At 59.6% G+C, this 22,586-nt stretch carries 23 protein-coding genes and 5 pseudogenes; 18 read left to right on the plus strand and 10 right to left on the minus strand.

Annotated features, from left to right (window positions below):
- Positions 1-24: 24 nt before the first annotated feature.
- The 3 genes from C8029_RS13750 to tcuB are packed head-to-tail and all read left to right on the plus strand — an operon-like array spanning position 25 to position 3,208.
- Positions 25-696 carry a GntR family transcriptional regulator gene (locus C8029_RS13750; RefSeq protein ID WP_009572517.1) on the plus strand — a complete coding sequence of 224 codons (672 nt, stop codon included), beginning with the start codon at positions 25-27 and terminating at the stop codon, positions 694-696.
- 3 nt (positions 697-699) lie between these two features.
- On the plus strand, positions 700-2,142 hold the full coding sequence (tcuA, locus tag C8029_RS13755; RefSeq protein WP_009572518.1) for an FAD-dependent tricarballylate dehydrogenase TcuA: 1,443 nt from the start codon (positions 700-702) through the stop codon (positions 2,140-2,142).
- Positions 2,132-3,208 (plus strand): tricarballylate utilization 4Fe-4S protein TcuB, encoded by a 1,077-nt coding sequence (gene tcuB / locus C8029_RS13760; protein WP_152003106.1) that lies wholly within the window; start codon positions 2,132-2,134, stop codon positions 3,206-3,208. The genes tcuA and tcuB overlap by 11 nt, the downstream gene beginning before the upstream one ends.
- Positions 3,209-3,316: 108 nt before the next feature.
- Here the strand turns inward: tcuB and C8029_RS13765 are convergent, their stop codons facing one another.
- On the minus strand, positions 3,317-4,213 hold the full coding sequence (locus tag C8029_RS13765) for a LysR family transcriptional regulator (RefSeq protein ID WP_009572520.1): 897 nt from the start codon (positions 4,211-4,213) through the stop codon (positions 3,317-3,319).
- An 87-nt stretch (positions 4,214-4,300) separates the two neighbouring features.
- On the opposite strand from C8029_RS13765, the gene C8029_RS13770 reads away from it, so the two are divergent.
- From C8029_RS13770 to nadC, 10 genes are all read left to right on the plus strand, one after another.
- Entirely contained in the window at positions 4,301-5,470 is a 1,170-nt protein-coding gene (locus C8029_RS13770; RefSeq protein WP_152003107.1) for an ABC transporter ATP-binding protein, read from the plus strand.
- A gap of 84 nt (positions 5,471-5,554) precedes the next feature.
- A complete protein-coding gene (locus C8029_RS13775) occupies positions 5,555-6,448 on the plus strand; it encodes a carbohydrate ABC transporter permease (protein WP_009572522.1) in 894 nt (297 codons plus the stop codon).
- Positions 6,445-7,338, plus strand: a complete 894-nt coding sequence (locus C8029_RS13780; protein WP_009572523.1) for a carbohydrate ABC transporter permease — start codon at positions 6,445-6,447, stop codon at positions 7,336-7,338. The genes C8029_RS13775 and C8029_RS13780 overlap by 4 nt, the downstream gene beginning before the upstream one ends.
- 49 nt (positions 7,339-7,387) lie before the next feature.
- Complete coding sequence (locus tag C8029_RS22750; RefSeq protein ID WP_286189910.1) at positions 7,388-8,089, plus strand: ABC transporter substrate-binding protein; 702 nt, start codon at positions 7,388-7,390, stop codon at positions 8,087-8,089.
- Positions 8,086-8,634: an extracellular solute-binding protein gene (locus C8029_RS22755; protein ID WP_286189911.1), complete on the plus strand. Its 549-nt coding sequence runs from the start codon at positions 8,086-8,088 to the stop codon at positions 8,632-8,634. The genes C8029_RS22750 and C8029_RS22755 overlap by 4 nt, the downstream gene beginning before the upstream one ends.
- A gap of 64 nt (positions 8,635-8,698) precedes the next feature.
- Positions 8,699-9,553: a phosphodiesterase gene (locus C8029_RS13790; protein WP_009572525.1), complete on the plus strand. Its 855-nt coding sequence runs from the start codon at positions 8,699-8,701 to the stop codon at positions 9,551-9,553.
- Positions 9,553-10,326 carry an HAD-IIA family hydrolase gene (locus C8029_RS13795; RefSeq protein WP_009572526.1) on the plus strand — a complete coding sequence of 258 codons (774 nt, stop codon included), beginning with the start codon at positions 9,553-9,555 and terminating at the stop codon, positions 10,324-10,326. The genes C8029_RS13790 and C8029_RS13795 overlap by 1 nt, the downstream gene beginning before the upstream one ends.
- A 374-nt stretch (positions 10,327-10,700) precedes the next feature.
- Entirely contained in the window at positions 10,701-11,735 is a 1,035-nt protein-coding gene (gene nadA, locus C8029_RS13800) for a quinolinate synthase NadA (RefSeq protein ID WP_040402520.1), read from the plus strand.
- 5 nt (positions 11,736-11,740) lie between these two features.
- The gene (locus C8029_RS13805) at positions 11,741-13,345 is read left to right on the plus strand and encodes an L-aspartate oxidase (RefSeq protein WP_009572528.1); all 1,605 of its coding nucleotides are present in this window, start codon (positions 11,741-11,743) and stop codon (positions 13,343-13,345) included.
- Positions 13,342-14,193, plus strand: a complete 852-nt coding sequence (nadC, locus tag C8029_RS13810) for a carboxylating nicotinate-nucleotide diphosphorylase (RefSeq protein WP_152003108.1) — start codon at positions 13,342-13,344, stop codon at positions 14,191-14,193. Before C8029_RS13805 ends, nadC begins: the two co-directional genes overlap by 4 nt.
- A 156-nt stretch (positions 14,194-14,349) precedes the next feature.
- On the opposite strand, the gene C8029_RS22760 is transcribed toward nadC, so the two are convergent.
- The 3 genes and pseudogenes from C8029_RS22760 to C8029_RS13825 all read right to left on the minus strand — a co-directional run bounded on the left by C8029_RS22760 (position 14,350) and on the right by C8029_RS13825 (position 16,305).
- Entirely contained in the window at positions 14,350-14,484 is a 135-nt protein-coding gene (locus tag C8029_RS22760) for a GFA family protein (protein WP_286189912.1), read from the minus strand.
- 52 nt (positions 14,485-14,536) lie between these two features.
- A pseudogene (locus C8029_RS13820) lies at positions 14,537-15,583 on the minus strand (Tn3 family transposase); the annotation flags it as partial.
- A gap of 233 nt (positions 15,584-15,816) precedes the next feature.
- Positions 15,817-16,305, minus strand: coding sequence for a hypothetical protein (locus tag C8029_RS13825; protein WP_193217657.1), 489 nt, complete (start codon positions 16,303-16,305; stop codon positions 15,817-15,819).
- On the opposite strand from C8029_RS13825, the pseudogene C8029_RS23125 reads away from it, so the two are divergent.
- A pseudogene (locus tag C8029_RS23125) lies at positions 16,259-16,660 on the plus strand (transposase); the annotation flags it as partial. The gene C8029_RS13825 and the pseudogene C8029_RS23125 overlap by 47 nt on opposite strands.
- A 215-nt stretch (positions 16,661-16,875) precedes the next feature.
- Positions 16,876-17,462 (plus strand): annotated as a pseudogene (locus C8029_RS13835) (IS5 family transposase); the annotation flags it as partial.
- Positions 17,463-17,471: 9 nt separating this feature from the next.
- On the opposite strand, the gene C8029_RS13840 reads toward C8029_RS13835, so the two are convergent.
- From C8029_RS13840 to C8029_RS13850, 3 genes are all read right to left on the minus strand, one after another.
- Positions 17,472-17,939, minus strand: a complete 468-nt coding sequence (locus C8029_RS13840) for a DUF411 domain-containing protein (RefSeq protein WP_112313392.1) — start codon at positions 17,937-17,939, stop codon at positions 17,472-17,474.
- A gap of 102 nt (positions 17,940-18,041) precedes the next feature.
- Positions 18,042-18,551, minus strand: a complete 510-nt coding sequence (lspA, locus tag C8029_RS13845; RefSeq protein ID WP_055296365.1) for a signal peptidase II — start codon at positions 18,549-18,551, stop codon at positions 18,042-18,044.
- The gene (locus C8029_RS13850) at positions 18,548-19,402 is read right to left on the minus strand and encodes a cation efflux transmembrane domain-containing protein (RefSeq protein ID WP_037298733.1); all 855 of its coding nucleotides are present in this window, start codon (positions 19,400-19,402) and stop codon (positions 18,548-18,550) included. The genes lspA and C8029_RS13850 overlap by 4 nt, the downstream gene beginning before the upstream one ends.
- 56 nt (positions 19,403-19,458) lie before the next feature.
- Between C8029_RS13850 and C8029_RS13855 the strand changes: the two genes are divergently transcribed.
- Positions 19,459-19,809 carry an ArsR/SmtB family transcription factor gene (locus tag C8029_RS13855; RefSeq protein WP_112313393.1) on the plus strand — a complete coding sequence of 117 codons (351 nt, stop codon included), beginning with the start codon at positions 19,459-19,461 and terminating at the stop codon, positions 19,807-19,809.
- Positions 19,810-20,012: 203 nt separating this feature from the next.
- Positions 20,013-20,309, plus strand: a pseudogene (locus C8029_RS13865) (Tn3 family transposase); the annotation flags it as partial.
- A 65-nt stretch (positions 20,310-20,374) separates the two neighbouring features.
- Here the strand turns inward: C8029_RS13865 and C8029_RS13870 are convergent.
- Positions 20,375-20,521: pseudogene (locus C8029_RS13870) on the minus strand (DUF4158 domain-containing protein); the annotation flags it as partial.
- A 140-nt stretch (positions 20,522-20,661) separates the two neighbouring features.
- On the opposite strand from C8029_RS13870, the gene C8029_RS13875 reads away from it, so the two are divergent.
- On the plus strand, positions 20,662-21,228 hold the full coding sequence (locus C8029_RS13875) for a recombinase family protein (protein WP_028094410.1): 567 nt from the start codon (positions 20,662-20,664) through the stop codon (positions 21,226-21,228).
- A gap of 35 nt (positions 21,229-21,263) precedes the next feature.
- On the opposite strand, the gene C8029_RS13880 is transcribed toward C8029_RS13875, so the two are convergent.
- Positions 21,264-21,578, minus strand: a complete 315-nt coding sequence (locus tag C8029_RS13880) for a GFA family protein (protein ID WP_353617608.1) — start codon at positions 21,576-21,578, stop codon at positions 21,264-21,266.
- Positions 21,553-22,488 (minus strand): DMT family transporter, encoded by a 936-nt coding sequence (locus tag C8029_RS13885; RefSeq protein WP_152003111.1) that lies wholly within the window; start codon positions 22,486-22,488, stop codon positions 21,553-21,555. Before C8029_RS13885 ends, C8029_RS13880 begins: the two co-directional genes overlap by 26 nt.
- Positions 22,489-22,586 lie beyond the last annotated feature (98 nt).

A 22,586-nucleotide genomic window follows, 5' to 3' on the forward strand; every position in this document is an offset into this window, starting at 1 on the left:
ATACAAAATCACAAGAGGTCAGATATGTCAGACCACACCGACGAAATTCCTCAGGGCCAAAGCGCCTATCGCCGCTTGCTTGAGGAGATTCGCAATGGCGTTCTCGAACCGGGAATGCGGCTACGCGAAGTCGAGATTGCAGAGCGCCTTGGCCTGTCCCGTACGCCGGTGCGCGAGGCGATGCGACTGCTTGAGGGTGACGGGCTTGTCGTGCACCAGCCGCGTCTTGGAGCGACTGTGCGCGCATTGGGCTATGCCGAGATCATGGAGCTTTACGAAATGCGTGCGGTTCTGGAAGGCACAGCGGCACGGCTCGCGGCGCGCGCGGCCTCCGAGGTGGAGCTGTCTGAGCTGACGGCGCTCAATGCCGAGTTCGCAGAGGCCATTGGTCATCAGGCGAAAGCCGCAGAAATCAACCGCCAGTTCCATATGATTTTGCAAGACGCCGCGAAGAACCGGTTTCTCATCAAATCCATCAGCAGTTTGCAAAAGACGATGATGATCCTTGGCCCGACCACTCTGTTGGATGCCGACCGCGCGCAGAGCGCGGTCGGAGAACACGGGCGGATCATGGCGGCGCTGAACGCGCGCGATGGTGTGCGCGCCGAAGCCGAAATGCGGGCCCATATCGAGGCCGCTCAGCGGGCGCGGCTCAAAGGATTGCGTGCGCGTGAGCGTGCCATTGAGGAGGATTGAGCAATGGTGAAAACGGTTAAAGAGGTGAAATCGGTTAAAGACACCGTGTGGGATGTGATTGTTGTCGGTGGCGGCAACGCGGCGCTTTGCGCGGCCATCACCGCCGCCGAAGCGGGCGCAAAAGTGCTTATTCTGGAAGGCGCGCCCAAAACCTATCGCGGCGGCAATTCGCGCCACACCCGCAATTTCCGCTGCATGCATCAAGGCCCGCTTTCGGTGCTGACCGGGGCCTATCACGAAGACGAGTACTTCAACGATCTGATGCTGGTCACCAAGGGCAAAACGGACGAATCCCTCGCCCGCCACGCCATCCGTGCGTCTGAAGAATGCCTGCCGTGGATGGAGGCGCATGGTGTGCGGTTCCAGCCTTCACTCTCCGGCACGCTGTCTTTATCGCGAACGAATGCGTTCTTTCTTGGCGGCGGCAAGGCACTGGTCAACGCCTATTACAATACTGCGCAGGATCTTGGGGTCACTGTGAAATACGATGCGCAGGTGTCGCATATCGGGATGGTCGGGGACTGTTTCTCCCATGTCGCAGTGTCCTTTGCGGGGGGCGATACGGTTGAGATCAAGGGGCGCGCCGTAGTGCTGGCCTCGGGCGGGTTCCAATCCGATCTTGAATGGCTCACCCGCGCATGGGGGCCTGCGGCGGCGAATTTCCTGATCCGCGGCACGCCCTATAATCGCGGCGTAGTGCTGCGCGACATGCTTGATCAGGGCTGTGAGAGTGTTGGCGATCCGACCCAATGCCACGCGGTTGCGATTGATGGCCGCGCGCCGAAATTTGACGGTGGGATCGTGACGCGGCTTGACTGTGTGCCATTCTCGATCGTGGTGAACCGGGATGGTGAGCGGTTCTATGATGAGGGCGAGGATGTTTGGCCCAAACGCTATGCGATCTGGGGGCGGCTTGTGGCGGGTCAGCCCGATCAGGTCGGCTATGCCATCATTGATGCGCGTTCGCGCGATCTGTTCATGCCCTCGGTGTTTCCGCCGGTGCAGGCCGACACGATTGACGATCTGGCCGACAAACTTGGGCTTGATCCCAACGCGCTGGTCCAAACCGTCGAGACCTTTAATGCCGCCTGCACCGAGGGCGATTTCACGCCCACCGAACTGGACGGTCTGTCTACCACCGGCCTCACCCCGCCCAAAACCAATTGGGCGCGCACGATCAGTCACCCGCCGTTCTATGCCTATCAACTCCGCCCCGGTGTGACCTTTACCTATCTCGGTTTGAAAACCGGACATGACGCCCGTGTGCAAACCACAAATGGTCCGCTCCCGAATGTGTTCGCGGCGGGCGAGATCATGGCGGGTTCGATCCTTGGCCAAGGGTACCTTGCGGGCTTTGGCATGACCATCGGCACAGTGTTCGGGCGGATTGCCGGGCAAGAGGCCGCCAAAATTGTCCTTTCTCAGGAGGCGCAGCATGTCGCTTGACACCCATCTTTCCGAAGCCCGCCGCCAGATCGAGATCTGCAATGCCTGCCGCTATTGCGAAGGGTTCTGTTCGGTTTTCCCCGCCATGACGCGGGAAAAAGCCTTTGCCGATGGCGACCTGACCCATTTGGCAAACCTGTGCCACAATTGTCGGGGCTGCTACTACTCCTGCCAATACACCGAGCCGCATGAATTTGCGCTTAACATCCCGGCAGCCTTGGCCGAGGTGCGCCAAGACAGTTGGGAACGCTTGGTGGGACCACAGGTTCTGGCCAAGGCGTTCCATCGCAGCGGTGTCGCCATCGCCGGGGTGCTTGTGCTTGGGTTTGCCCTGCTGATGGCTCTGATCTCCGTGATGCGGCCGGTCAGTGGCGAAGGGTTCTACGCCGAGCTGTCGCATAACCTGATGGTGGCGCTCTTTGCGCCTGCGTTCCTTTTGCCCTTATATGCCGTGGCCGTGGGGCTGAGACGGTATTGGACGGAAACAGGCGCGCCGAAGATGGTGTTGAGCGATGTTTTCATCGCGTTCAAACAGGCGGGGCAGCTCAAAAACCTCAATGGCGGGCAGGGGCAGGGCTGTAATTTCGAGCGCGAAGATCGCTACACCGATGCACGGCGCTGGTTCCATCAGGCGGTTTTGTTCGGCTTTCTGCTCTGCTTTGCCGCCACCTCTGTCGCGACATTGATGCACTACCTCCTCGACCTCAAAGCGCCTTATCCCCTCATGAGCCTGCCCAAGATGTTCGGTGTCACCGGAGGTATCCTCTTGGTGATCGGGACGATTGGTCTGGGTTGGCTCAAAACCAAAGCGGACCCTGAACTCGGCGCCAAACGGGTCTGGGGCGGCGAGATGGGCTTTATCGCATTGTTGGGTTTCACTGCCGCGTCGGGGCTGGCGCTATATGCCGCAACGGGAAGTGCCGCGATGCCGACGCTTCTGGTGCTTCATCTCGGTGCCGTGGCGACGCTGTTTCTGCTGCTGCCTTACACGAAAATGGTGCATGGGTTTTTCCGTCTCACCGCTTTGATCGCGGAAGAGGCCATCAAACGCCGTGGTTCGATGTAACGGCCTTCTTGCCGCCGGTGATGCCGGGATCTGCGCGGCGGTTGGGAGGGTCTTTGCGCGATCAGCAATAAGCGCACATGCGTTGTGAACATGCGCCACGCTGAGACCTCATAATCCACGGCGATCGAACGCAAAGAACACCTCCGGCAAGGTGCCTTTGGTCGCCCGCAGGGTAAAGACGTAATCGGACCGTTCAAGATGCATTTCCCGGCATGGGATCTGGATGAAACCGTCCTGGCGGCTGGCGCCTTTGTTCCACATAAAGCCAACCCCAAGCCGATGTGCGACCGCATCCAGAACCCCGTCGCGGGTGTCGAGAACGATGGAGGCACGCGGAGACAGCCCCGCCTTTTGAAAGGCTTCATCGACAACGCGCTGGGTCGAGGAGCCCGCCGTGCGCATGATCAGCCGTTCCCGCATAAGATCGCGACAACTCACTTCGGTCTGAGCCGCCAACGGGTGCTCGGGGTGGACGATCACCACCACGGACTGGCTCTGAATCTTGCGCCGTTTGAAGCGTGGCTGGTCGGGCACCTCGGGCAAAACCGCGACATCAACCCGACCTTCGGTCACGGCTTGTACGATCTTGCCCCAGCTTCCCATCTCGATGTTCACGTTCACATTCGGGAAATGGTCCTGAAACGCCGCAATCAACGCCATACCCGGCAAAGGATTTCCCAAACCCACACGCAGTTCGCCCTGTTCTAATGTACTGTGTTGCGACAGGGTTTTCGCAATGCGTTCTCCCGCATCCTCGATCTCTCGTGATGTCTTGTAGATGTCCTGGCAAAGTTTGGTGGGCACCATGTCGTTGGCCACCCGTTTGAACAATTCCGCATTCAGCGCATGTTCCAGATTGCGCACCTGTTGGCTGATCGTCGCCTGCGAGACGTCCATGCGCCGCGCGGCAGCCGAAAAGCTACCAGTTTCCATCACACCGTTGAGGGCGCGCAGGCGAGCAAAGGTCAGGGCGGCAAGCGCCTCTTTGGGCAACAAGGTCTTCATGTGAGACCTATAGGAACTTCCTGTAACCGTAACATGACTGTTGCAGAAACTTCCTATGAAGCCCCGAACAGAGCGAAGGGGGCCGTCATGGCGACTATCCAATTCCGAGACATCCGAAAGTCCTTTGGCGACACCGATGTGCTCAAAGGCGTCGGGCTTGACATCGCGGACGGCGAATTTTTGTCGCTTGTCGGACCGTCGGGGTGCGGAAAATCCACTCTGTTGCGGATTTTGGCGGGTCTCGAAAGCCAGACCAGCGGATCGGTGACGATTGGTGGTACACCCGTCGACGGGCTGCATGCCGCAGATCGCGATCTGGCCATGGTGTTTCAAAGCTACGCGCTTTATCCGCATCTCAGCGTGGCCGAAAACATCGCCGTGCCGCTGACCATGCGCCGTCTGTCGAGCGCACAGCGGTTGCCGCTGATCGGGCGCGTCTTGCCGGGCAGCCGGACGATCCGCGCCGCGATTGGCACCACCGTGCGCGAGGCGGCCGAGATGCTTGATATTGCGCATCTGCTCGACCGCAAGCCGGGGCAATTGTCCGGTGGCCAGCGTCAGCGGGTGGCCCTGGGCCGGGCACTGGTGCGCGACCCTTCTGCGTTCCTGCTTGACGAGCCACTGTCCAATCTCGACGCCAAAATGCGCGTGCATATGCGCGCAGAGATCGCCCAGCTTAACCGCAGGCTTGGTGCAACCTTTGTCTATGTCACCCACGATCAGGCCGAGGCGATGACCATGTCCGATCGGATTGCGGTGATGATGGAGGGCGAGTTGCTGCAAGTCGGCACGCCTGACGCGCTTTACGACCACCCGCAAGACCTTCGCGTGGCGCAATTCATTGGCTCGCCCGCGATCAACATCCTGCCGGTCGACACCGACGCCAGCGGCACGATCCACCTGTGTGACATGGCCACTGGTCTGCGTGCAAACGGTCCCGCCATCGAGCATCTGGGTGTGCGCCCTGAGGCCTTTGTGCCCTGCGAAGAGGGCGAGTTGGTTGTGGGCCGTGTGCGGTTGATCGAGAACCTCGGCTCGGACCTGTTCGTGCACCTTGACGCAGCCGGTGTGCCAATGCCTGTGACCGTCCGATTGCCGTCTTCGGCGCGCGGGCACGTCAAGGTGCGTGACGTGATGCGTCTTACCGCCGCGCCCGAACGGATTTGCGGCTTTGACAGCGCTGGCAAAGCCGCCCCTGTCGGCGCCCAGAACAAGGTCCATGACAACGTCCATGACAAGGTGGCACGCCATGTCTGATCTCGCCTCTCTTACGAAGAGTGTTCCGAACCAACAGCGGAGCGTGCGCCCCGAGCACCCCGAGCGACGGCAAGCCCGTGCAGGATGGTGCTCTTTGCCCCGGCGCTGGTGTTGCTGATCCTCATTCTGATTGTGCCGGTGGGGGTCGCCGCACTCCTGTCGCTCACCGATTACACGCTGGGTCGCCCAAGCATCGACTGGGTGGGCCTGCGCAATTACATCGACATTTTTACCGGCTCTTCCTACCGCAAAATGATCGTGGCCACAGTGCTTTATGTCGCGCTGGTGGTCCCTGCTTCGGTGTTTCTGGGCCTGGGGGCGGCGCTTTTGATCCGCTCGCTCAATGTGGGACAGTCGTTTTACAAAACTGTCTATTTCCTGCCGGTCATGGCCTCGCTTCTGGCCATGGCGATCGTGTGGGAATTTGCTCTGCACCCGACATTGGGGATCGTGAACCGCACGCTTGCGATGGGGTGTGGCACGCCGCTGGAACTGTGGTCCTGGTTTGCACGCAGCTGTATCGATGGCTTTCCGCTTTGGCTCGGAGATCGCGACTATGCGCTCTATACGTTGGCGTTCATCGGCATCTGGCAGAGCTTTGGCTTCAACATGGTGCTCTATCTTGCGGGCCTCACTTCGGTGCCCAACGATCTTTACGGCGCGGCCTCTATGGATGGGGTCAAACGTGGCTGGGAACGGTTTCGCCTGATCACATGGCCGATGCTGGGACCGACGACGGTCTTTGTCGTCACCATCACGATGATCCGCTCATTTCAGGTCTTTGACACGGTCGAAGCCCTCACCCACGGCGGGCCCGCAAAATCCACCTATGTGATGATCTACGCGATCTACGAGAAAGGTATTGCGCAGAACCTCGTCGGGCTGGGGGCGGCCATCACCATCCTCTTTCTGGCCTTTGTCATGCTGATCAGCGTGGCGCAGCGCCGCTTTGTCGAACGTAAGGTGCATTACCAATGACCTATCGCTTTTCCACCCGCCAGACGCTGGCCCATGGGCTTTTGATCCTCGGCGCGATCATCGTTCTGCTGCCCTTTTATGTGATGATTTCGACCTCATTCAAATCGCCCGCAGAGATTGCCACGGGCACCGGAGGTGTGTTCGGGTCGCAGGCGCTGTTTCCCGATCCGACCTGCCTGGCACTGGGCGGCAACGAGACCGAGTGCCTCGTGCGCCCGGTACGTGACAACTATAGCCAAGCGTTCACCGCCGCGCCGCTCTGGCGCTACCTTCTAAACGGGGTGATCGTCACCGCCTCGATCTTTGTGCTGCAAACGTTGATCGCCGTGCCTGCCGCCTATGCGTTGGCCAAGCTTAAGTTCTGGGGGCGCGATGCCGCCTTTGCCCTCGTGTTGTTTTGCCTGCTGATCCCGGTCCATGCCATCGCGCTGCCGCTTTATCTGATGCTGGCAAAACTGGGCCTCACAAACAGCTACGCCGCCCTCATCCTGCCGTGGATCGTGTCGGCCTTTGGCATTTTCCTGATGCGGCAATTTTTCATGACCGTGCCCGATGATCTGATTGATGCCGCGCGCATGGATGGGATGGGCGAGTTCGCGATCATCTGGCGCGTCATGTTGCCCACTGCGATCCCTGCGCTTCTGGCCTTTGCGATCTTCTCGGTCGTGGCGCATTGGAACGATTATTTCTGGCCGCGCATCGTGATCACCGGTGACCGCAGCCTGTTTACGCCGCCCTTGGGTCTTCGCGAATTCAAGGGCGATCTGGGCGGCGACGTCTACGGTCCGATGATGGCCAGTGCAACGATCATCGCTGTGCCGCTCGTCGTCGCGTTCCTGCTGGCGCAGCGCCGTTTCATCGACGGCATCACGCTGTCGGGCATGAAATAACCCCCGTTTCCTCCCTTTCACACAGCCAACCTCCAAAAGGATTTTCCCCGTGAAAACGCTTCTGCCTCTCTCCACCGCTTTGATCGCCGCAATGGCCACCACGCAGGCCCATGCGGTCGATATCGAGGTGGGCTATGCCTATTCCGCAACCTTCGATCTGACGTTTGAGCAGATCATGCAGGAGTTTGCCAAATCCCATCCCGACATCACTGTGACCTTCCGCGCCACCTATGAAAATTACGAGGATGCGACCAACACTGTCCTGCGTGAAGCGGTGGCAAACACGCTGCCCGATGTGTCCTTTCAGGCGCTGAACCGTCAGGCGTTGCTCGTTGAGCGCGGCATCGCCAAACCGCTCGACGCCTATATCGCCGCCGAGCCGGATTTTGAAACCGACGGCTACCACAAAGCCATGCTCGATCTGTCGACCTTTGGCGGACAAATCTATGGTCTGCCGTTCTCGGTCTCGACCCCGATCAGTTTTTACAACCGGGACATCTTGGAGGCCGCAGGGGTCGATACGCTCCCCGCGACCTGGGACGAGGTCATCGCGGCCTGCCAGTTGATCAAGGACAAGACCGACAAAGAGCCGCTCTATTGGGAATGGAATATTTCCGGCAACTGGTTGTTGCAGGCGGCGATGTGGAGCCAGGGCGTGCCGATGATCAAGGACGGCAAGCTGAATATGGACAATCCCGAGGGCCTCAAGGCGCTTGAGACAGCAAGGCGATCTTTCGCGACTGTGGCATGAAAAACGTCATCGGTGGTGACGCGGCCAAATCGCTGGCGGCGGGCGATCTGGGCATGTTCTTTAGCTCGACGGCCTATGTCGGCTTTGTCGATCGCTCGAAAGTCGGCGATTGGGAGTTTGTGACCGCGCCCTATCCGGGCATCGACGGCGCGCCGCAGGCTCTGCCGGCAGGTGGCAACTCGGCCATGCTGACCTCGACCTCGCAAGATCCCGAGGTGCTTGAGGCCGCGTGGCAGTTCATCAAATTCACCACCTCCGGCGCGGGGGCTGCTGCCGTGGCGCTCACCACCGGCTATGTGCCGCCGAACAAGGTGGCAAACGAGCTGTTGATGGAAGACTTCTATGCCAAGAACCCCAACAAGCTAACCGCTGTCAATCAACTGCCGCTCTTGTCTGAATGGTTCGCCTATCCGGGAGACAACGGTCTGGCTGTGACCCAGGTGATCGAGGATTACCTTGAGGCCATTTTTGTCGGCGACGCGACCGATATGGAAGAGCTGCGCGACGAGATGGTCGAAGAGGTCAACGCGCTGTTGCCGCGCTAACTGACGTTGCTCTCATAGGGCGTGGCGGTCCCCAGCGCCGCGCCGCAGTCCCAAAGGATACACGATGCCCGTTCCCCTCCGTTTCGCCGTTCTCACCGATCTGCATTTCGTCCCCGCAGGTCAGACGATCTACGGTTTTGACCCGCGTGCCAGCCTGAGGCGCGCGCTTGATTTCCTCGACACCCTGCCGCAGGTGGATTTTCTGGTGATCATTGGCGATCTCACCGACCGCGGCGAACAGGCAGCCTATGAGAGCCTGCAAAACGAGCTGTCTCGTCTCAAGGTCCCGGTGATCCTGATGGTCGGCAATCATGACGCCCGTGCGCCGTTTCGCGCAATTTTCCCGAATGCGCCGCGCGACGACAATGGCTTTGTCCAGGGATTGCATGTGTTCGAGCAGGCCAGCCTCATCACCCTCGATACGCTGATTGATGAGGCAGGCGTGCATCATGGTGCGCTCTGTGGCGCACGCCTTGCGTTTCTTGAAGCCGCGCTGCGGGACGCGCCCGCTGACCGGCCTGTTCTGTTGTTCCAACACCACCCGCCGCTGGACCTGTCGATCCCGCCGATGGACGCCATTCGCCTGCGTGATGAGGCGGCCGAACTTGCGACTTTCGCGCGCGCGGGCCGCACCCCCGACCACCTGTTCATGGGGCATGTGCATCGCCCGATCACGGGTCTCTGGCGGGGCATTCCTTTCCACATCCAGCGCGCGCTGATGCATCAGGTCCATCACGAATTTGATCAGCCGGGGCGGATCATGGGGAGCATTGAGGCTCCCGATCTGGCCTATGTCACGGTCGCGGAGGGCACCGTCCTGATCCATGATTGCTCCTTTGCCTACGATGGTCCTGTCTTTGATCTGGAATCTCCAGAAGCCGCCGCCGTGGCAATACCCCAAGACTTGGAACGGTTCTGATGCGGCTCGATCTCTATGATGGCTTTTTGTGTGATCTTGATGGTTGTCTGATTTCCGGCACAACGGTCCTGCCGGGGGCCCGAAGCCTGCTCGACTACGCGGGTGATAGGTTGATGATCCTGAGCAATAATTCCACCGATACGCCTGCAACCCTGTCTGCCCGTCTCAAGCGGCTCGGCCTGATCGCGCCGCCGGAGCGGATCGTGTTGGCGGGCACTTCGGCTCTGGATCATCTGGCGCAGATCGGGAATGTACGTCTCAGACTCTACGCAAATGCGGCTCTGCGCGCCTATGCGCAGGGGTTGGGGTTGTCACTGAACAGCCCTGAACCCACGCATATCTTGCTCACGCGGGACGAAACATTTGGGTACAAAGACCTTTGCGATACGCTTGAGCTTTTGGCAAAAGGCGCGCTGCTGTTTGTCGCCAATCCAGACGAAAGCCACCCCGGTCCCGATGGCACACCCGTACCCGAAACCGGCAGCCTGCTTGCGGCGATTTTAAGCGTTCTGCCGGACCTTCGCTATACCATGATCGGCAAACCGGAAGCGGGGTTATACCGTGCGGCCCTTGCTCGCCTGTCTGGAGATGTGCGCAAAGTTCTTGCCATTGGCGACAACCCAAAGACGGACGCCGCAGGCGCTGCGCGGCTTGGCATGGAGTGCGCTTTGGTTGGGGGGAGTCATGGGACATGGACAGATCTAGAACATCTTCTGGCGGTGGGTCGGACGGCCAGCACGCTCGCAAGACATCGCGTGCGAACGTGCACCTGATCTGAGGGGGCACGAGAGGTCCCGCAAAGTCAAAAGCGACCTCTCTCACAGCGAATGATATTCAAATCAAACCTGCGGCCTGCGCAAACCCGGCTCTGATCGAGCTGTTTCAAAACAGGTGCGCCTATGAAAATCAGGCCAACACCAGTCTCGGCGGGGTGTACGACGAGACATTCTCTCTGATCGCAAGAGCCGCCAATGGGCAGGCTGCATCCGGCTGTGCTAAGGTCAGCTTTCTTTCTCGGAGCTTGCCGTTGGGTTAACCCTGCATTAAACAGCCTGCGTGCCGAAACATGAACCAGCGTCACACTCTGTCACCTCCCGTGCCCGACACGATACGACAAAGGCTTTACATTTTGCTTGATGAAACCGCCATGCGCGCCGAACTCGCCGATCACTATGACCTGACCCCTTCGCTCAGCTGTGCCGAGGAGTTGGCGGATGTCTATGCCAAAATGGACCGGGTGATTTCACCGCCAGACTGGGCCATCTACGCGCCCTATGTCAAAGCTATTCTCGCGCTCAAAAAGCAACGCAACGCCGTGATTTTGGCCCATAACTATATGACGCCTGAGATTTATCACGGTATTGCCGATGTGGTAGGCGACAGTCTGCAACTGGCGATCAAAGCCACGGAGGTCGAGGCGGATGTGATCGTTCAATGCGGTGTGCATTTCATGGCCGAGACCTCGAAAATCCTGAACCCCTCGAAAACGGTGCTGATCCCGGATATGGACGCGGGCTGTTCGCTGGCCGAAAGCATCACCGCCGACGGGATTGCCGAGATGCGGGCCAAATACCCCGGCGCGCCGGTGGTGACCTATGTCAACACCACCGCCGAGGTCAAAGCCGCTTCCGATATCTGTTGTACCTCGTCGAATGCGGCACAGATCGTTGCCGCACAAGACAGCGACACGGTGATCATGACCCCGGATCAATACCTGGCCCAAAACGTCGCCAAACAGGTGCCCAACAAGCGCATCGTCTGGTGGGCAGGGTCCTGCATCGTACATGAACAATACACTGCCAAAGATTTGCGCGACTACCGCGCATGGAATCCCGGCACCCGGATCATCGCCCACCCCGAATGCCCGCCGGATGTGATCGCCGAGGCGGATTTTTCTGGCTCGACCAGTGGCATCATCGACTATGTTCATCGCGAACGGCCCGAAAAGGCCATGCTGGTGACCGAATGTTCGATGGCCTCGAATATCTCGGATGAATTGCCGGATGTGGACTTTGTCGGCCCCTGCAACATGTGCCCCTACATGAAGAAAATCACGCTCGAAAAAGTGCTTTGGTCGCTGCATTCGATGCAGGGTGCGGTTGAGGTTGATCCGGAGATCGCGGCACGGGCACGGGTGTCGGTTGAGCGGATGATCGACCTGTCACGCCGCCTCGTGGTTTAACATAAATGGATGAGCTGAGCACAGGGCGGGTCGTCATTGTCGGGGCAGGGCTAGGCGCGCTTTACGCGGCATTGAAACTTGCGCCACGCCCGGTGTTGATGATCTCACCAGAGGCCTTGGGCGAAGGTGCCAGTTCGGCTTGGGCACAGGGCGGGGTCGCGGCCGCCATGCATGACGCCGACAGTGCCGCAGACCATGCCCGCGACACCGTCCGTGCCGGGGCAGGGACGGTTGATGCCCAAATCGCCACACGGGTCACCGCTGAGGCCCGCGCGCATATCCTTGACCTGACCAAACTGGGCACGCCCTTTGATCGCACGGCTGAAGGCGGATATGTGCTGTCGCGTGAGGCGGCGCATAGTTTTGCCCGCGTGGTCCGGGTGCGCGGAGATCAAGCTGGCGCGGAAATCATGCGTGCTTTGATTGCCGAAGTCCGCGCCACCCCGTCTATTCAGGTGTTAGAAGGGGTGATGGCCACCGGGCTTCAGGCCGAGAATGGCCGCGTCACTGGCCTCGAAATCGCGCGCTGCGACGCGCAGTACGACACGGGGCTCTCGGCATCCTGTCTCTTGCATGGCGCGGCCTATATCATGGCAGGGGGCGGGTCGGGCGGGCTTTATGCCCTGACCACCAATCCACCGCGCATTCGCGGACAGGTGATCGGCATGGCCGCCCGCGCAGGGGCCGTGATCGCCGATGCGGAATTTGTGCAATTTCACCCCACGGCCATGGCCACCGGGGCCGATCCCGCCCCTTTGGCGACCGAAGCGCTGCGCGGAGAAGGTGCGGTTTTGATCAACCGCCATGGTGAACGCTTTATGCTGAGGCTGCATCCCGATGCGGAACTCGCGCCCCGCGACATTGTTGCCCGCGCCATTTATGCCCAGACCCAAGCGGGCCTGTGCCCTGCACTCGACACACGCGATGCCCTTGGCGCCCGTATCCTGACCGACTTTCCGGCTGTGGCCAAGGCCTGTCTTGAGGCCGGGATCGACCCGGTGCGCGACCCGATCCCGGTGGCCGCTGCCGCGCATTACCACATGGGCGGGATCGCCACCGATGAGGCGGGCCGCAGCACGCTTGCGGGCCTGTGGGCCTGTGGCGAAGCGGCCTCGACTGGCTTGCATGGGGCAAACCGACTTGCCTCAAACGGATTGCTTGAGGCTTTGGTCTATGCCCGCCGCTGTGCGGTGGATATTGATGCGACACTCGGGTCTGTCGCGGTTGAAGAGACGCCGATCGTCATTTTGCCGAACTTGGCTGTCGCCCAAGCTCCTGATCCCGCATTGGTGACACGGCTGCGCCGCGCCATGACCGATGGGGCCGGTGTGATCCGGGATGCCGTTGGGTTGTCCCGCACCTTAACCGAAATCGCCGAGATTGAAGCGGCGCAGCCCGATTGTCCCGCTTTGCAGAATATGACGGCCACCGCGACACTGATCGCAGCGGCTGCCCTGTTGCGGGAAGAAAGTCGTGGCGCGCATTGTCGCTCTGACTTCCCCGAGACGAAGGGGGCGACGGGCACCCGTTCATATCTCACGCTTTCCGATGCCCTCACCCTCTCTGACACGCTGACGCAGCGTCCCCATCCAGAACCGGAGTTCCCATGACCGCCATGTCCCCTCTGCCAGACCTGATTTTGGAACCGCTGGTCCGTGCGGCGCTGATGGAAGATCTCGGCACTTATGGCGACATCACCACGCGGACGGTGATTCCGGCGGGGACGCGCTATCGCGCCCGGATACAGGCGCGCGAGGCGGGTGTGGTGTCTGGGATGCAGATCGCGGCCATTGCCTTTCGCTTGGTGGATCCGCAGCTTTGCGTCACGCTTCATACACCGGATGGGACGGCCATCGCAGCAGGCGATCTTTTGATGGAGATTAAGGGAGATGCCGCCTCCATCCTGTCCGCTGAACGGGTCGCGCTCAATTTTGCCGGACGCCTCAGCGGCATTGCCACTCTCACTGCCGCGTTTGTCGCCGAGACCCGCGGCACAACGACCCGCATCACCTGCACCCGCAAAACCACCCCCGGTTTGCGCCTTGTCGAAAAACAGGCGGTCTTGCATGGCGGCGGTTTCAACCATCGCTTTTCCCTGTCGGATGCGATCCTGATCAAAGACAATCACATCGCTGCCGCCGGTGGCATTCGCCCGGTTTTACAGGCGGTCAAGGCCAATGCCTCGCATATGATCCGCACCGAGATCGAAGTGGACCGTCTGGATCAACTGGCCGAGGTGCTCGACGAAGGCGGCGCGGATGTGGTGTTGCTCGACAATATGGACACGCCGACTCTGCGTGACGCTGTCGCAATGACTGCTGGCCGGGTGATCCTTGAAGCCTCAGGCAACATGCGGCTGGAGCGCATCGCCGAAGTGGCCGCCACCGGGGTTGGATATATTTCCTCCGGCGCGCTGACTCATTCGGCGCGCACCCTTGATCTGGGGCTGGATTTTTGACGCGATCGCTCAAGAGGGCAAAGTCACGCGGCGCTTAATGACGCCACTGTTCGGCTAGTGGGGCGGGCGTTACAGGCGGATGCAGGTCTTCGGAATTGCGTCGTAGCCACCCTTGCCGACCTAATAAAGCAGAATAGACGCGTGTCCTGAAAGCATCTAACCCGCTTCGAAGACATCGGCATCACCGGGCCTTGCATAGTAATCGCCTTTGTCGGCCACAAAAATATGCTTGCCAATACGCAAGGCGGAGGTGTCGTCCAGACACCCCGCGGCGATGCCAATAGGCCCCATCGGAAGGTTTCTTCGTAGAACCACGCTAAGGAAGAACTTTCAGCGAACACAATCAGGTTCCCCAGTCTCTGGCTGGCCTGATGTTCAGTGGTCGCGCAATTTTGCGGTCTGCGGCTCCAGAATGCCAATCGAAGTCGCCGGATAGAATGACGTGCTCCCACCCGAGGGGCGATGTGTGAGGAAGCAGCTTGACGTCGTAGATCTGGGTGGTCTGCGCGAGGTGGCTGGCGGCCTTGTCCATGTAGATCGTATTCCAGAACGTGATGGCGGCGATGACGAGGTTGAGCGCCATGGCCCGCTTCTGTTGGGCGGCATCAGAGCGATCATGAATGCGCCCTTGTGAGTGGGCAAAGACGGCCCGAGCCAGCGAGTGTCGCGCTTCACCCTTGTTGAGGCCTGCGTGGCATTCCATGCGCAGGTCGGCGTTTTCGATCCAGTCGAGCATGAAGAGCGTGCGCTCGATCCGGCCGATTTCACCCAAGGCAAGGTAGAGCCGGTTTTGCTGGCGGTACGCTCCAAGCTTGCGCAGGATTTCAGACGGTTTGAGAGACTTGTCGCGGATGCTGGCGGCGAGACGCATGATGTCACCCCAATGCTGCCGGATCACTTCTTCGTTGATGGGCTTCCCGATGAGGGATGACAGGGTGGGCCACGCCTTCGCGCTTCCGAAGCATGCCAGCCGCCGGTCGGGAAAGTCGCGCAAGCGCGGGGCGAATGTCATCCCCAAGAGATGGAACAGGGCGAAGACGTGGTCCGATACGCCACCGGTATCTGTGTAATGCACAAGAGGGTCGAAGCTGGCCGGATTGCTCAGGAGGCCATCAAGCACGAAGGGGGCTTCGCCTGCGGTCGCCCCGATGACACTGGAATGGAACGATCCGTACTGACCCGACAAGAAGGAGTAGATCTTCAGGCCGGGATCGGGTCCGTATTTGGCGTTGATGAGCCCACTGCCACGATTGGCAGCGAAGAACTGCCCATCCGATGAGCTGTGCTCCACCGCGCCCCAGTGCTGCGCAAAGGGCAGGCCATGATGGGCGTCGACGATACGGCCCAAGGCATCCGCGAATGTCTCCGGCCGAAGGTACCATGTCTGCGCCTACGTGGCCATGACGCGCGCACGTGGGCAGACAGAGGTGTTTGTTGGGAAGGATCAGGCATCAGGATTGCCTGCCCTCGCAGAACAGATGAGCCGACAGTCGGATCGAGGGGCGACATTGCGATATGTGGTCGAAAAGGAACGGCTGAATGAGCAAATTCTCTCACCTGAGCGAGGTTATGAGCGTGAAATCTGAAGTATAGACTAAAGCATGAAAGGCGCATTGCATGCCATCATGCATTAAATGCTATGGAATAAACCTTCACACTGTTCCGCTCTTTTTCCGGCAAACGTTCCGTTCTGGGAAACGCGGGCGATATGAAAAATACGTAGCGATGATGTTCAGTGCGACCAGCCAACTTCGTCAGATCATTGGCGAGCTTACGGTTGTTTTCGGGGCGCACAGCAGCGAACGTCTCAGCACCGACAATACCGGGTGCGAGGCTTTCCACATCGAGCGTCCCTTTTGGTGCGTGCGCTCCAGGTGCGAGCCTGAACCCTTCCGCTTCTGGATGCCATTGCATCAAAAGATCAGCCGCCTTCACCGCAGCAAGATAGGTGAAGGTCTGATTCACTTGCTCGATAATATTCAATGGCCGATCTTCCAATGGGTGCGACCCGATCGGCTCAAACTTAAGGAATTCCATCGCTTCGAGGGGCGTGCGTGGAAGCGCTGCGAGCGCGCGACGCCTGATGACAATCCCCGGTGTTGGTCCGGTCAACGCGCTCAGCTTCATAGCCTTGGTTGATGACCCCGCTCGGTTCAGCCGGACATCGGATGTGGGCGCTTTTCTTGGGTTGACGCCAAAGCGGCATCAGTCTGGCGAGATGGATTGGTCGGGCCGCGTTTCGAAATGCGGTGACGGTGCAATGCGCGGGCTACTCTTCGAGGCGGCGTCATCCGTGATCCACCAGGTGAAACGTTTCTCGCGGCTCAAAAGCTGGGCCGTGCGACTGGCCGGCCGTCGCGGCTTCCGCAAGGCGGCGGTCGCGACGGCCCGCAAAATCGCCGTGCTGATGCTGACGATCTGGAAAAATGGAACCGACTATCAATGGACAAATGAGGCCACCGCCTGATCTGAGTTCCCGCCCCTGAAGCGGGGAGCGCAGTCCCAACGGGACGGAGGTTGATCGATCTCGCTGTAGAGCATGGGATGGCTAGGCGCCACACCCCGCACAAGACATTGGAGACGATCCACCGCCGAAAACCATCATGAGGCGCTCAATGCGACCTCGGAGAGAACCATGACCCCGGACGGACACAACCCCACGCTTGACGAGGCCGCAATCAGAGAACGCTCTACAGCCGGTGGAAGCGGTGGAGCGAGAAAGGCATCTTCGCCCGGATGATGGCAGGTCTGGCCGCTGAGCACGGCGAAGAGAAGACCGTGATGATCGACGCGACATATCTCAAGGCCCATCGAACGGCGACCAGCATGGCCGCGAAAAAGGGGGGCGTGGTCGTCTGATCGGTCGAACCAAAGGCGGCATGAACACCAAGCTGCATGCCATCTGCGACAGTCAGGGACGACCGATCGACCTGTTCGTCACCGCCGGACAGGTCAGCGATTACATCGGCGCACGCGCATTGCTCAGCGGCCTGCCAAACGTCAAATGACTGCTCGGGGATCGGGGCTACGATGCTGACTGGTTCAGAGAAGCTTTGCAGGACAAGGGGATACGCGCCTGTATCCCAGGCCGGAAGAAACGCAAGACACCGGTCAAATACGATAAGCGCCGATACAAGCGGCGCAATCGCATCGAGATCATGTTCGGAAGACTCAAAGACTGGAGGCGTGTCGCCACCCGATATGACCGGTGCCCGAAGGTCTTCCTTTCGGCGATCGCCCTCGCCGCCCTCGTCATCTACTGGTTATGAATCCTGACCCTAAGCTGCGGAATAGCTCGTAAAGACCTCGCTGCTACCATCCCGGCGGATCAAGAACACATCATAAGCTTCACGCTGATCTTCTGGGCCCATTCCAGGCGACCCATAGGGCATGCCAGGAACAGCGAGACCGACAGCATCTGGCCGTTCAGCCAACAGGCGGCGGATGTCGGCGACCGGCACGTGCCCTTCGATCATGTAACCCTCAATCTCGCCCGTGTGGCACGATATCATTCTTTGCGGGATGCCGTTGTCCAGCTTGTGACGCATCATAAGAGTCCCAAAGCTCCGCTCCTCGGTGACGCGAAAGCCCTCCTGCCTAAGAATGGCGACCCAGGCGCGACAGCAGCCGCAATTAGGGTCTTTGAGAACGTGGATTGTTGGTGCAACTTGCGCAAATGCCGCAAGCGGCGCGGCGCTGGCAATGCCAGCGACGGCGGTCAAAATTTGGCGGCGCGTTATGTGCATCGCATTTCTCCTTTTGGATGGCATGTCTTGTGCGGGCCTTGGGTTGCGCAGTTGGGCGAACGTGCTGTCGAAGCCCTTTGCGGATGGTATGCCGGACATCGTTTATCTCCCCGTGATATTTCCCTCGCGTTGGTCTTGTACCTGATGTCCCGGCTTACCTTTCGTCGCGCGAAAGCCGTCCCAGAACAGCAGTGCCACCCCACAGAAAATCGCCACGTCAGCGAGGTTGAAGGACGGCCAGTGGTATGTTCCGAAATGAAAATCCAGAAAGTCAGGGACCGCCTGATAGCGCAGACGATCAAGGATATTGCCAAGCGCGCCTCCGATGATCAGACCGAGCGCCGCACCTGTCAGCCTGTCCGGAGCCTTCCACAGCCAGATCAGCAGCCATGCCACGACCACGGCAGCAAGTGCGACCAGACCCCACCAGGGTACGACCCCGCCGAGCATACCGAAGCTGACCCCATCGTTCAAAACCCGCACGAGGTTGAGAAAGGGCAGAACCTCGACCCCGTTCTCAAGCGCCGGGGAGTTCAGGGCAAGAGCCTTGGTGCCCTGATCAACACCAAACGCGGCGATGGCGCAAAGCCCACCGAGAACGCGGCTGTTCATGCCACCGCCTTCAGATCGGCCCGCGCGTCGCGGATGATCGCCCATGACGAGTGCAGGAACAGTCCGGCGATCCCGAAGGCGACGATAAGATCGGGCCAAGCGCTGCCCAGCCAAACCACTAGCCCAGCGGCGATAACGACTGCGGCGTTGCCGATGGCGTCGTTACGCGAGAAAAGCCAGACAGCGCGCATGTTCGCATCGCCCTTGCGGTACCGCAACAACGGCAGCACGGAGATGACATTTATCACAAGAGCAATCAGGCCCAGAATCCCCATCAATGTGGCGTCTGGGGTTGTCGGCTCGAATGCCCTTATGATGGTCGTGCTAAAGACCCCAAGGCCAAGCAGGCCGAGAAAGATGCCCTGGATCAGGGCAGAGCGTGCCCGCCAGAGAAGGCTCCATCCGATGGCAAGAAGCCCCAAGAAAGTGATCGCGCCATCGCCGATGAAATCCAGCGCGTCGGCCTTCACCGCCTGTGACCCGGCAATAAACCCACCAATCATTTCCAGAACGCCGTAACCGACATTTAGAATCACGACGATCCAGAGCGCGCGGCGGTAGCCCGGGTCCTGATGGGCCGCACTTTGCTGAAGGTCCTCGTCGCTCTCGATGCGGTCGAACCCATATCCCGTTGTCTCAACGGCTTTTTCAATCTCCGGCAGGCTTGCTTCAGGGACTTTCAGAGTCATGATATGGGTCGCCGCTGATACTTTCACTGCGTCGGGCGCGACACCCGCAGACTGCGCCGCCCGCTCGATCTGGGCGGCATCCTTGGCGCAATCCATTCCGGAAACCCGGTAACGGACGGGCGACGTATCTGCTGTCGATCGGGTGCTTTCGGTGTTGGCCATCGGTGCAATACTCCTGCTAAAGTGGATCAAGTTCAAACATATCAGTGAGGAATGATATGGACCAGGTTGTCGCCGACCGCAACACCGGGGCCACCGCCATCGAGCGAAGAGCGAAGCTGTTTCGCGGCTTTGCGGACCCAAGCCGTCTCGCGATTCTGGACGCCTTGTGCGAAGCGCCGTTGGCCGTTCACGAGATCGTGACGCGCACGGAATTATCGCAATCAAACGTCTCCAACCATCTCCGATGTCTTTTGGATTGTGGGCTTGTCGCCAGCGACCGCGATGGACGCTTCATCCGCTACCGTATCAGCAGTCCGCGTATTACAGCTCTTTTGAATGACGTGGACGCCCTTCTCGATGTGGTCGCAGAGGGTGTTGAGGCGTGTGACAATTATTGCGGGGAATAAACGGTCCTTTGCGTGTGTGCTTGGATTCCATGAAAGGTTTGGATCGCAATAATTTAGTCGATCAACGGACGCAGCAACTCCACTGCATCGACATCTAGTGCCACTGCGACCTTTTCTAGGGTCAGGATTCATAACCAATAGATGACGAGAGCCGCGAGGGCGATGGCTGAGAGGAACACCTTGGGGCATCGGTCATAGCGGGTCGCGCCCAGATCGGCCTGAACAAGGGCGAAGCCCATCACGCCCTCAAGAATGCGCTGCGTATTGGCCGCCAAGGTGAAATTCGCGACCGGACAACCGAAGGCCAACATTTCAGGATGGCCGGGCTGAACCTGCTCACCACCATCATTATCTACTGGAACACCAAGCACCTCGGTCAGGCTGTCGCCATCCGCCGCCGTAATGGGTTGGATTGCTCACCCGACCTGCTAGCGCATATCTCACCCCTCGGATGGGCCCACATCCTGCTCACTGGCGAATACAGGTGGCCCAAAAGATGATCAAACCACCTTAGAGCGTAGTATTCTGCACTCTCCGGCATCAGACCCCAAATATGCACCGCGACACCAAGGAGGTTTTCGGCGCGACGTCGGGTACGGATCAGGTCAATGTCGTCCCGGCTCAGCAGATAATGGCGGATCAAAGCATCAGGATCCGTCAGCACCTCGAAGAGGTCTGCATGCGCGCGGGAAGAAAGTAGTCGGCGGGCCATAAAGTGTCCTCAAAACGTAGTTGCAAGTTTGAAGACCTCGAATATTATAGAGACCAATAAAAAGACAGATTTGCTGCGCCAATTCAGGATCACAGCGATCACGTGAAGTCAGGCTACAAAACGGTCGTTTTGGAGACACCATGCCACGCACCGGCGACATCCTCGGATACGCAAGGGTCTCAACCGCCGACCAAGACCTGTCCGGCCAAAAAGACCGACTGCTGCAACACGGTGCCATTCGCGTGTTCGAAGACGTGATCTCCGGCAAGACGTTCAACCGGCCCGGTCTGGCGGCCTTGCTTGATCAGGCCAGGCCCAACGATACTCTCGCTGTCATCCGCCTAGATCGCTTGGGCCGCTCGCTCAAAGAGCTTCTGGAATCCGTCGATGACCTCAAGGCCAGAGAGATCAATCTGATCAGCCTTGAGGAGCGGATCGACACGACATCCGCCGCTGGCGAACTCGTATTCCACGTCTTCGGGGCCATTGCGCATTTCGAGCGCCGCCTGATCTCAGAGCGCACCAAAGACGGCCTGATCAACGCTCGAAAGCATGGCCGCACCCCGGGGCGGCCGCCATTGCAGCCCGAGACAATCTCAGCCCTTCAAGATCTCGTCAGCGCCGGAAAATCCGTCGCCCAGGCCGCAAAACACCTCGGCATAGGCAGATCAACAGCTTACAAGGTGATCAGAAACACCACGCCATAAGCCATGTTTATGCTTCGTTCTTCCTTAGCGTGGTTCTACGAAGAAACCTTCCGATGGGGCCCAATACCGCTTTCGTCGTTCATGCGGTAAAAGAGGCTGGAACCGCATCTGGTGCAGAACCCGCGCTTTGCTGTCTCTGATGACGCGTACCAGTGAAGGCCCGCGTCTTGCGTGAAGGTGAGATCGTCAAACCGGGCGTGTGTCGAGGCCCAGAGGTGACCGCTCGTCCGGCGGCACTGGCTGCAATGGCAAACCGTGACGGTCTCTCGGATGTGGGTCACCTCAAAGGCCACAGCACCGCACTCACATCTGCCCTTTGTCAGTCTAATCTTCCCAGTCATCTGCCACATTCTCTTTTTGCATCAATATCCGTGTTCGGCCGCTACCCTGCCTTCTCTCCCGCAAGATCGTGTCCACGCCGCTCGTGACGATGATTGCCGCACCGACGATTGTCATCATGTCCAAGCGCTCTTGCCAGATGAGCCAACCGAAGAGCGTGGCCCAGAGCAGGCCGGTGTAGTCCAGCGGTGCCACGACAACGGCCGGAGCAAGGCGAAAGGCCTGTGTCATCATCGTCATCCCCGCAGTGCCGAAAGTGGCGATGCCCGCGAACAACCAGAGGTCCCCGGACCGTATCGGCACCCAGCCGAGAGGGACGATCAGCGCGCTCAACAACGCCCCCGCGCCGGTCAGGTAGACGAGCAGCGTCCACACACTTTCGCGCGCATCGACCCAGCGGGCACTGAGCATGAGCAATGCGTAGACAAGCGCCGTCGCGACAGGGAGCAAAGAGATCCATTGAAAGGTCGCCCCGCCCGGGCGGATGATCACGAGAACCCCGAAAAACCCCGCCAATACGGCCAGCCAGCGCCGCCACCCGACCTTCTCCCCAAGGAAAAGCGCCGAAATCAGGGTGATAAAGAAGGGCGCGACAAAGATCAGCGCCGTGGCCTCGGCCAGAGCGAGATGGATGAAGCTTGTGAAAAACATCATCGTGGCAGACACCCAAAGCGCGCCGCGCAGCAAATGTGCAACGGGCCGGTGCGACCGCAGGGCCGATGGGCCACCCATGACCACCGCGATGACCACAGTGAACGGCAAGGCGATCACGTTGCGCAGAAAAAGGATTTGCAGGGGGGAATAGCCGGAGGTCAGCGCCTTTGCGATTGCATCATTGGCGCTCAGACAGGCCACCCCCGCCATCATCAGAAGGAGACCCGTTATATGACGTCTCGGCGCTTTGGCGTGCGCAGTGTTCATTGTCATCCCCCCAAGGCTGTCTGCCCTCGTTGAGGCAAAATCTGCATTGCGATCAACCTCTCCCAATATGATGATTTTATGCAATATTTACGGAATGC

It is taken from the genome of Roseobacter sp. TSBP12 (assembly GCF_009129705.1).
GTDB lineage: Bacteria > Pseudomonadota > Alphaproteobacteria > Rhodobacterales > Rhodobacteraceae > Celeribacter > Celeribacter baekdonensis_A.

Excerpts from the sequence above, each read along its gene's own strand:
- C8029_RS22760 (WP_286189912.1), bottom strand. The coding sequence starts at position 14,484 with ATGGGGCCTATTGGCATCGCCGCGGGGTGTCTGGACGACACCTCCGCC.
- nadC (WP_152003108.1), top strand. The coding sequence starts at position 13,342 with ATGACCGCCATGTCCCCTCTGCCAGACCTGATTTTGGAACCGCTGGTC.
- C8029_RS13880 (WP_353617608.1), bottom strand. The coding sequence starts at position 21,578 with ATGTGGCAGATGACTGGGAAGATTAGACTGACAAAGGGCAGATGTGAG.
- nadA (WP_040402520.1), top strand. The coding sequence starts at position 10,701 with ATGCGCGCCGAACTCGCCGATCACTATGACCTGACCCCTTCGCTCAGC.
- C8029_RS22755 (WP_286189911.1), top strand. The coding sequence starts at position 8,086 with ATGAAAAACGTCATCGGTGGTGACGCGGCCAAATCGCTGGCGGCGGGC.
- C8029_RS13795 (WP_009572526.1), top strand. The coding sequence starts at position 9,553 with ATGCGGCTCGATCTCTATGATGGCTTTTTGTGTGATCTTGATGGTTGT.
- lspA (WP_055296365.1), bottom strand. The coding sequence starts at position 18,551 with ATGAACAGCCGCGTTCTCGGTGGGCTTTGCGCCATCGCCGCGTTTGGT.
- C8029_RS13780 (WP_009572523.1), top strand. The coding sequence starts at position 6,445 with ATGACCTATCGCTTTTCCACCCGCCAGACGCTGGCCCATGGGCTTTTG.
- C8029_RS13790 (WP_009572525.1), top strand. The coding sequence starts at position 8,699 with ATGCCCGTTCCCCTCCGTTTCGCCGTTCTCACCGATCTGCATTTCGTC.
- C8029_RS13885 (WP_152003111.1), bottom strand. The coding sequence starts at position 22,488 with ATGAACACTGCGCACGCCAAAGCGCCGAGACGTCATATAACGGGTCTC.
- C8029_RS13765 (WP_009572520.1), bottom strand. The coding sequence starts at position 4,213 with ATGAAGACCTTGTTGCCCAAAGAGGCGCTTGCCGCCCTGACCTTTGCT.
- C8029_RS13775 (WP_009572522.1), top strand. The coding sequence starts at position 5,555 with ATGGTGCTCTTTGCCCCGGCGCTGGTGTTGCTGATCCTCATTCTGATT.
- C8029_RS13840 (WP_112313392.1), bottom strand. The coding sequence starts at position 17,939 with ATGCACATAACGCGCCGCCAAATTTTGACCGCCGTCGCTGGCATTGCC.
- C8029_RS13855 (WP_112313393.1), top strand. The coding sequence starts at position 19,459 with ATGGACCAGGTTGTCGCCGACCGCAACACCGGGGCCACCGCCATCGAG.
- C8029_RS13770 (WP_152003107.1), top strand. The coding sequence starts at position 4,301 with ATGGCGACTATCCAATTCCGAGACATCCGAAAGTCCTTTGGCGACACC.
- C8029_RS13875 (WP_028094410.1), top strand. The coding sequence starts at position 20,662 with ATGCCACGCACCGGCGACATCCTCGGATACGCAAGGGTCTCAACCGCC.
- C8029_RS13805 (WP_009572528.1), top strand. The coding sequence starts at position 11,741 with ATGGATGAGCTGAGCACAGGGCGGGTCGTCATTGTCGGGGCAGGGCTA.
- C8029_RS13750 (WP_009572517.1), top strand. The coding sequence starts at position 25 with ATGTCAGACCACACCGACGAAATTCCTCAGGGCCAAAGCGCCTATCGC.
- tcuA (WP_009572518.1), top strand. The coding sequence starts at position 700 with ATGGTGAAAACGGTTAAAGAGGTGAAATCGGTTAAAGACACCGTGTGG.
- C8029_RS13850 (WP_037298733.1), bottom strand. The coding sequence starts at position 19,402 with ATGGCCAACACCGAAAGCACCCGATCGACAGCAGATACGTCGCCCGTC.
- tcuB (WP_152003106.1), top strand. The coding sequence starts at position 2,132 with ATGTCGCTTGACACCCATCTTTCCGAAGCCCGCCGCCAGATCGAGATC.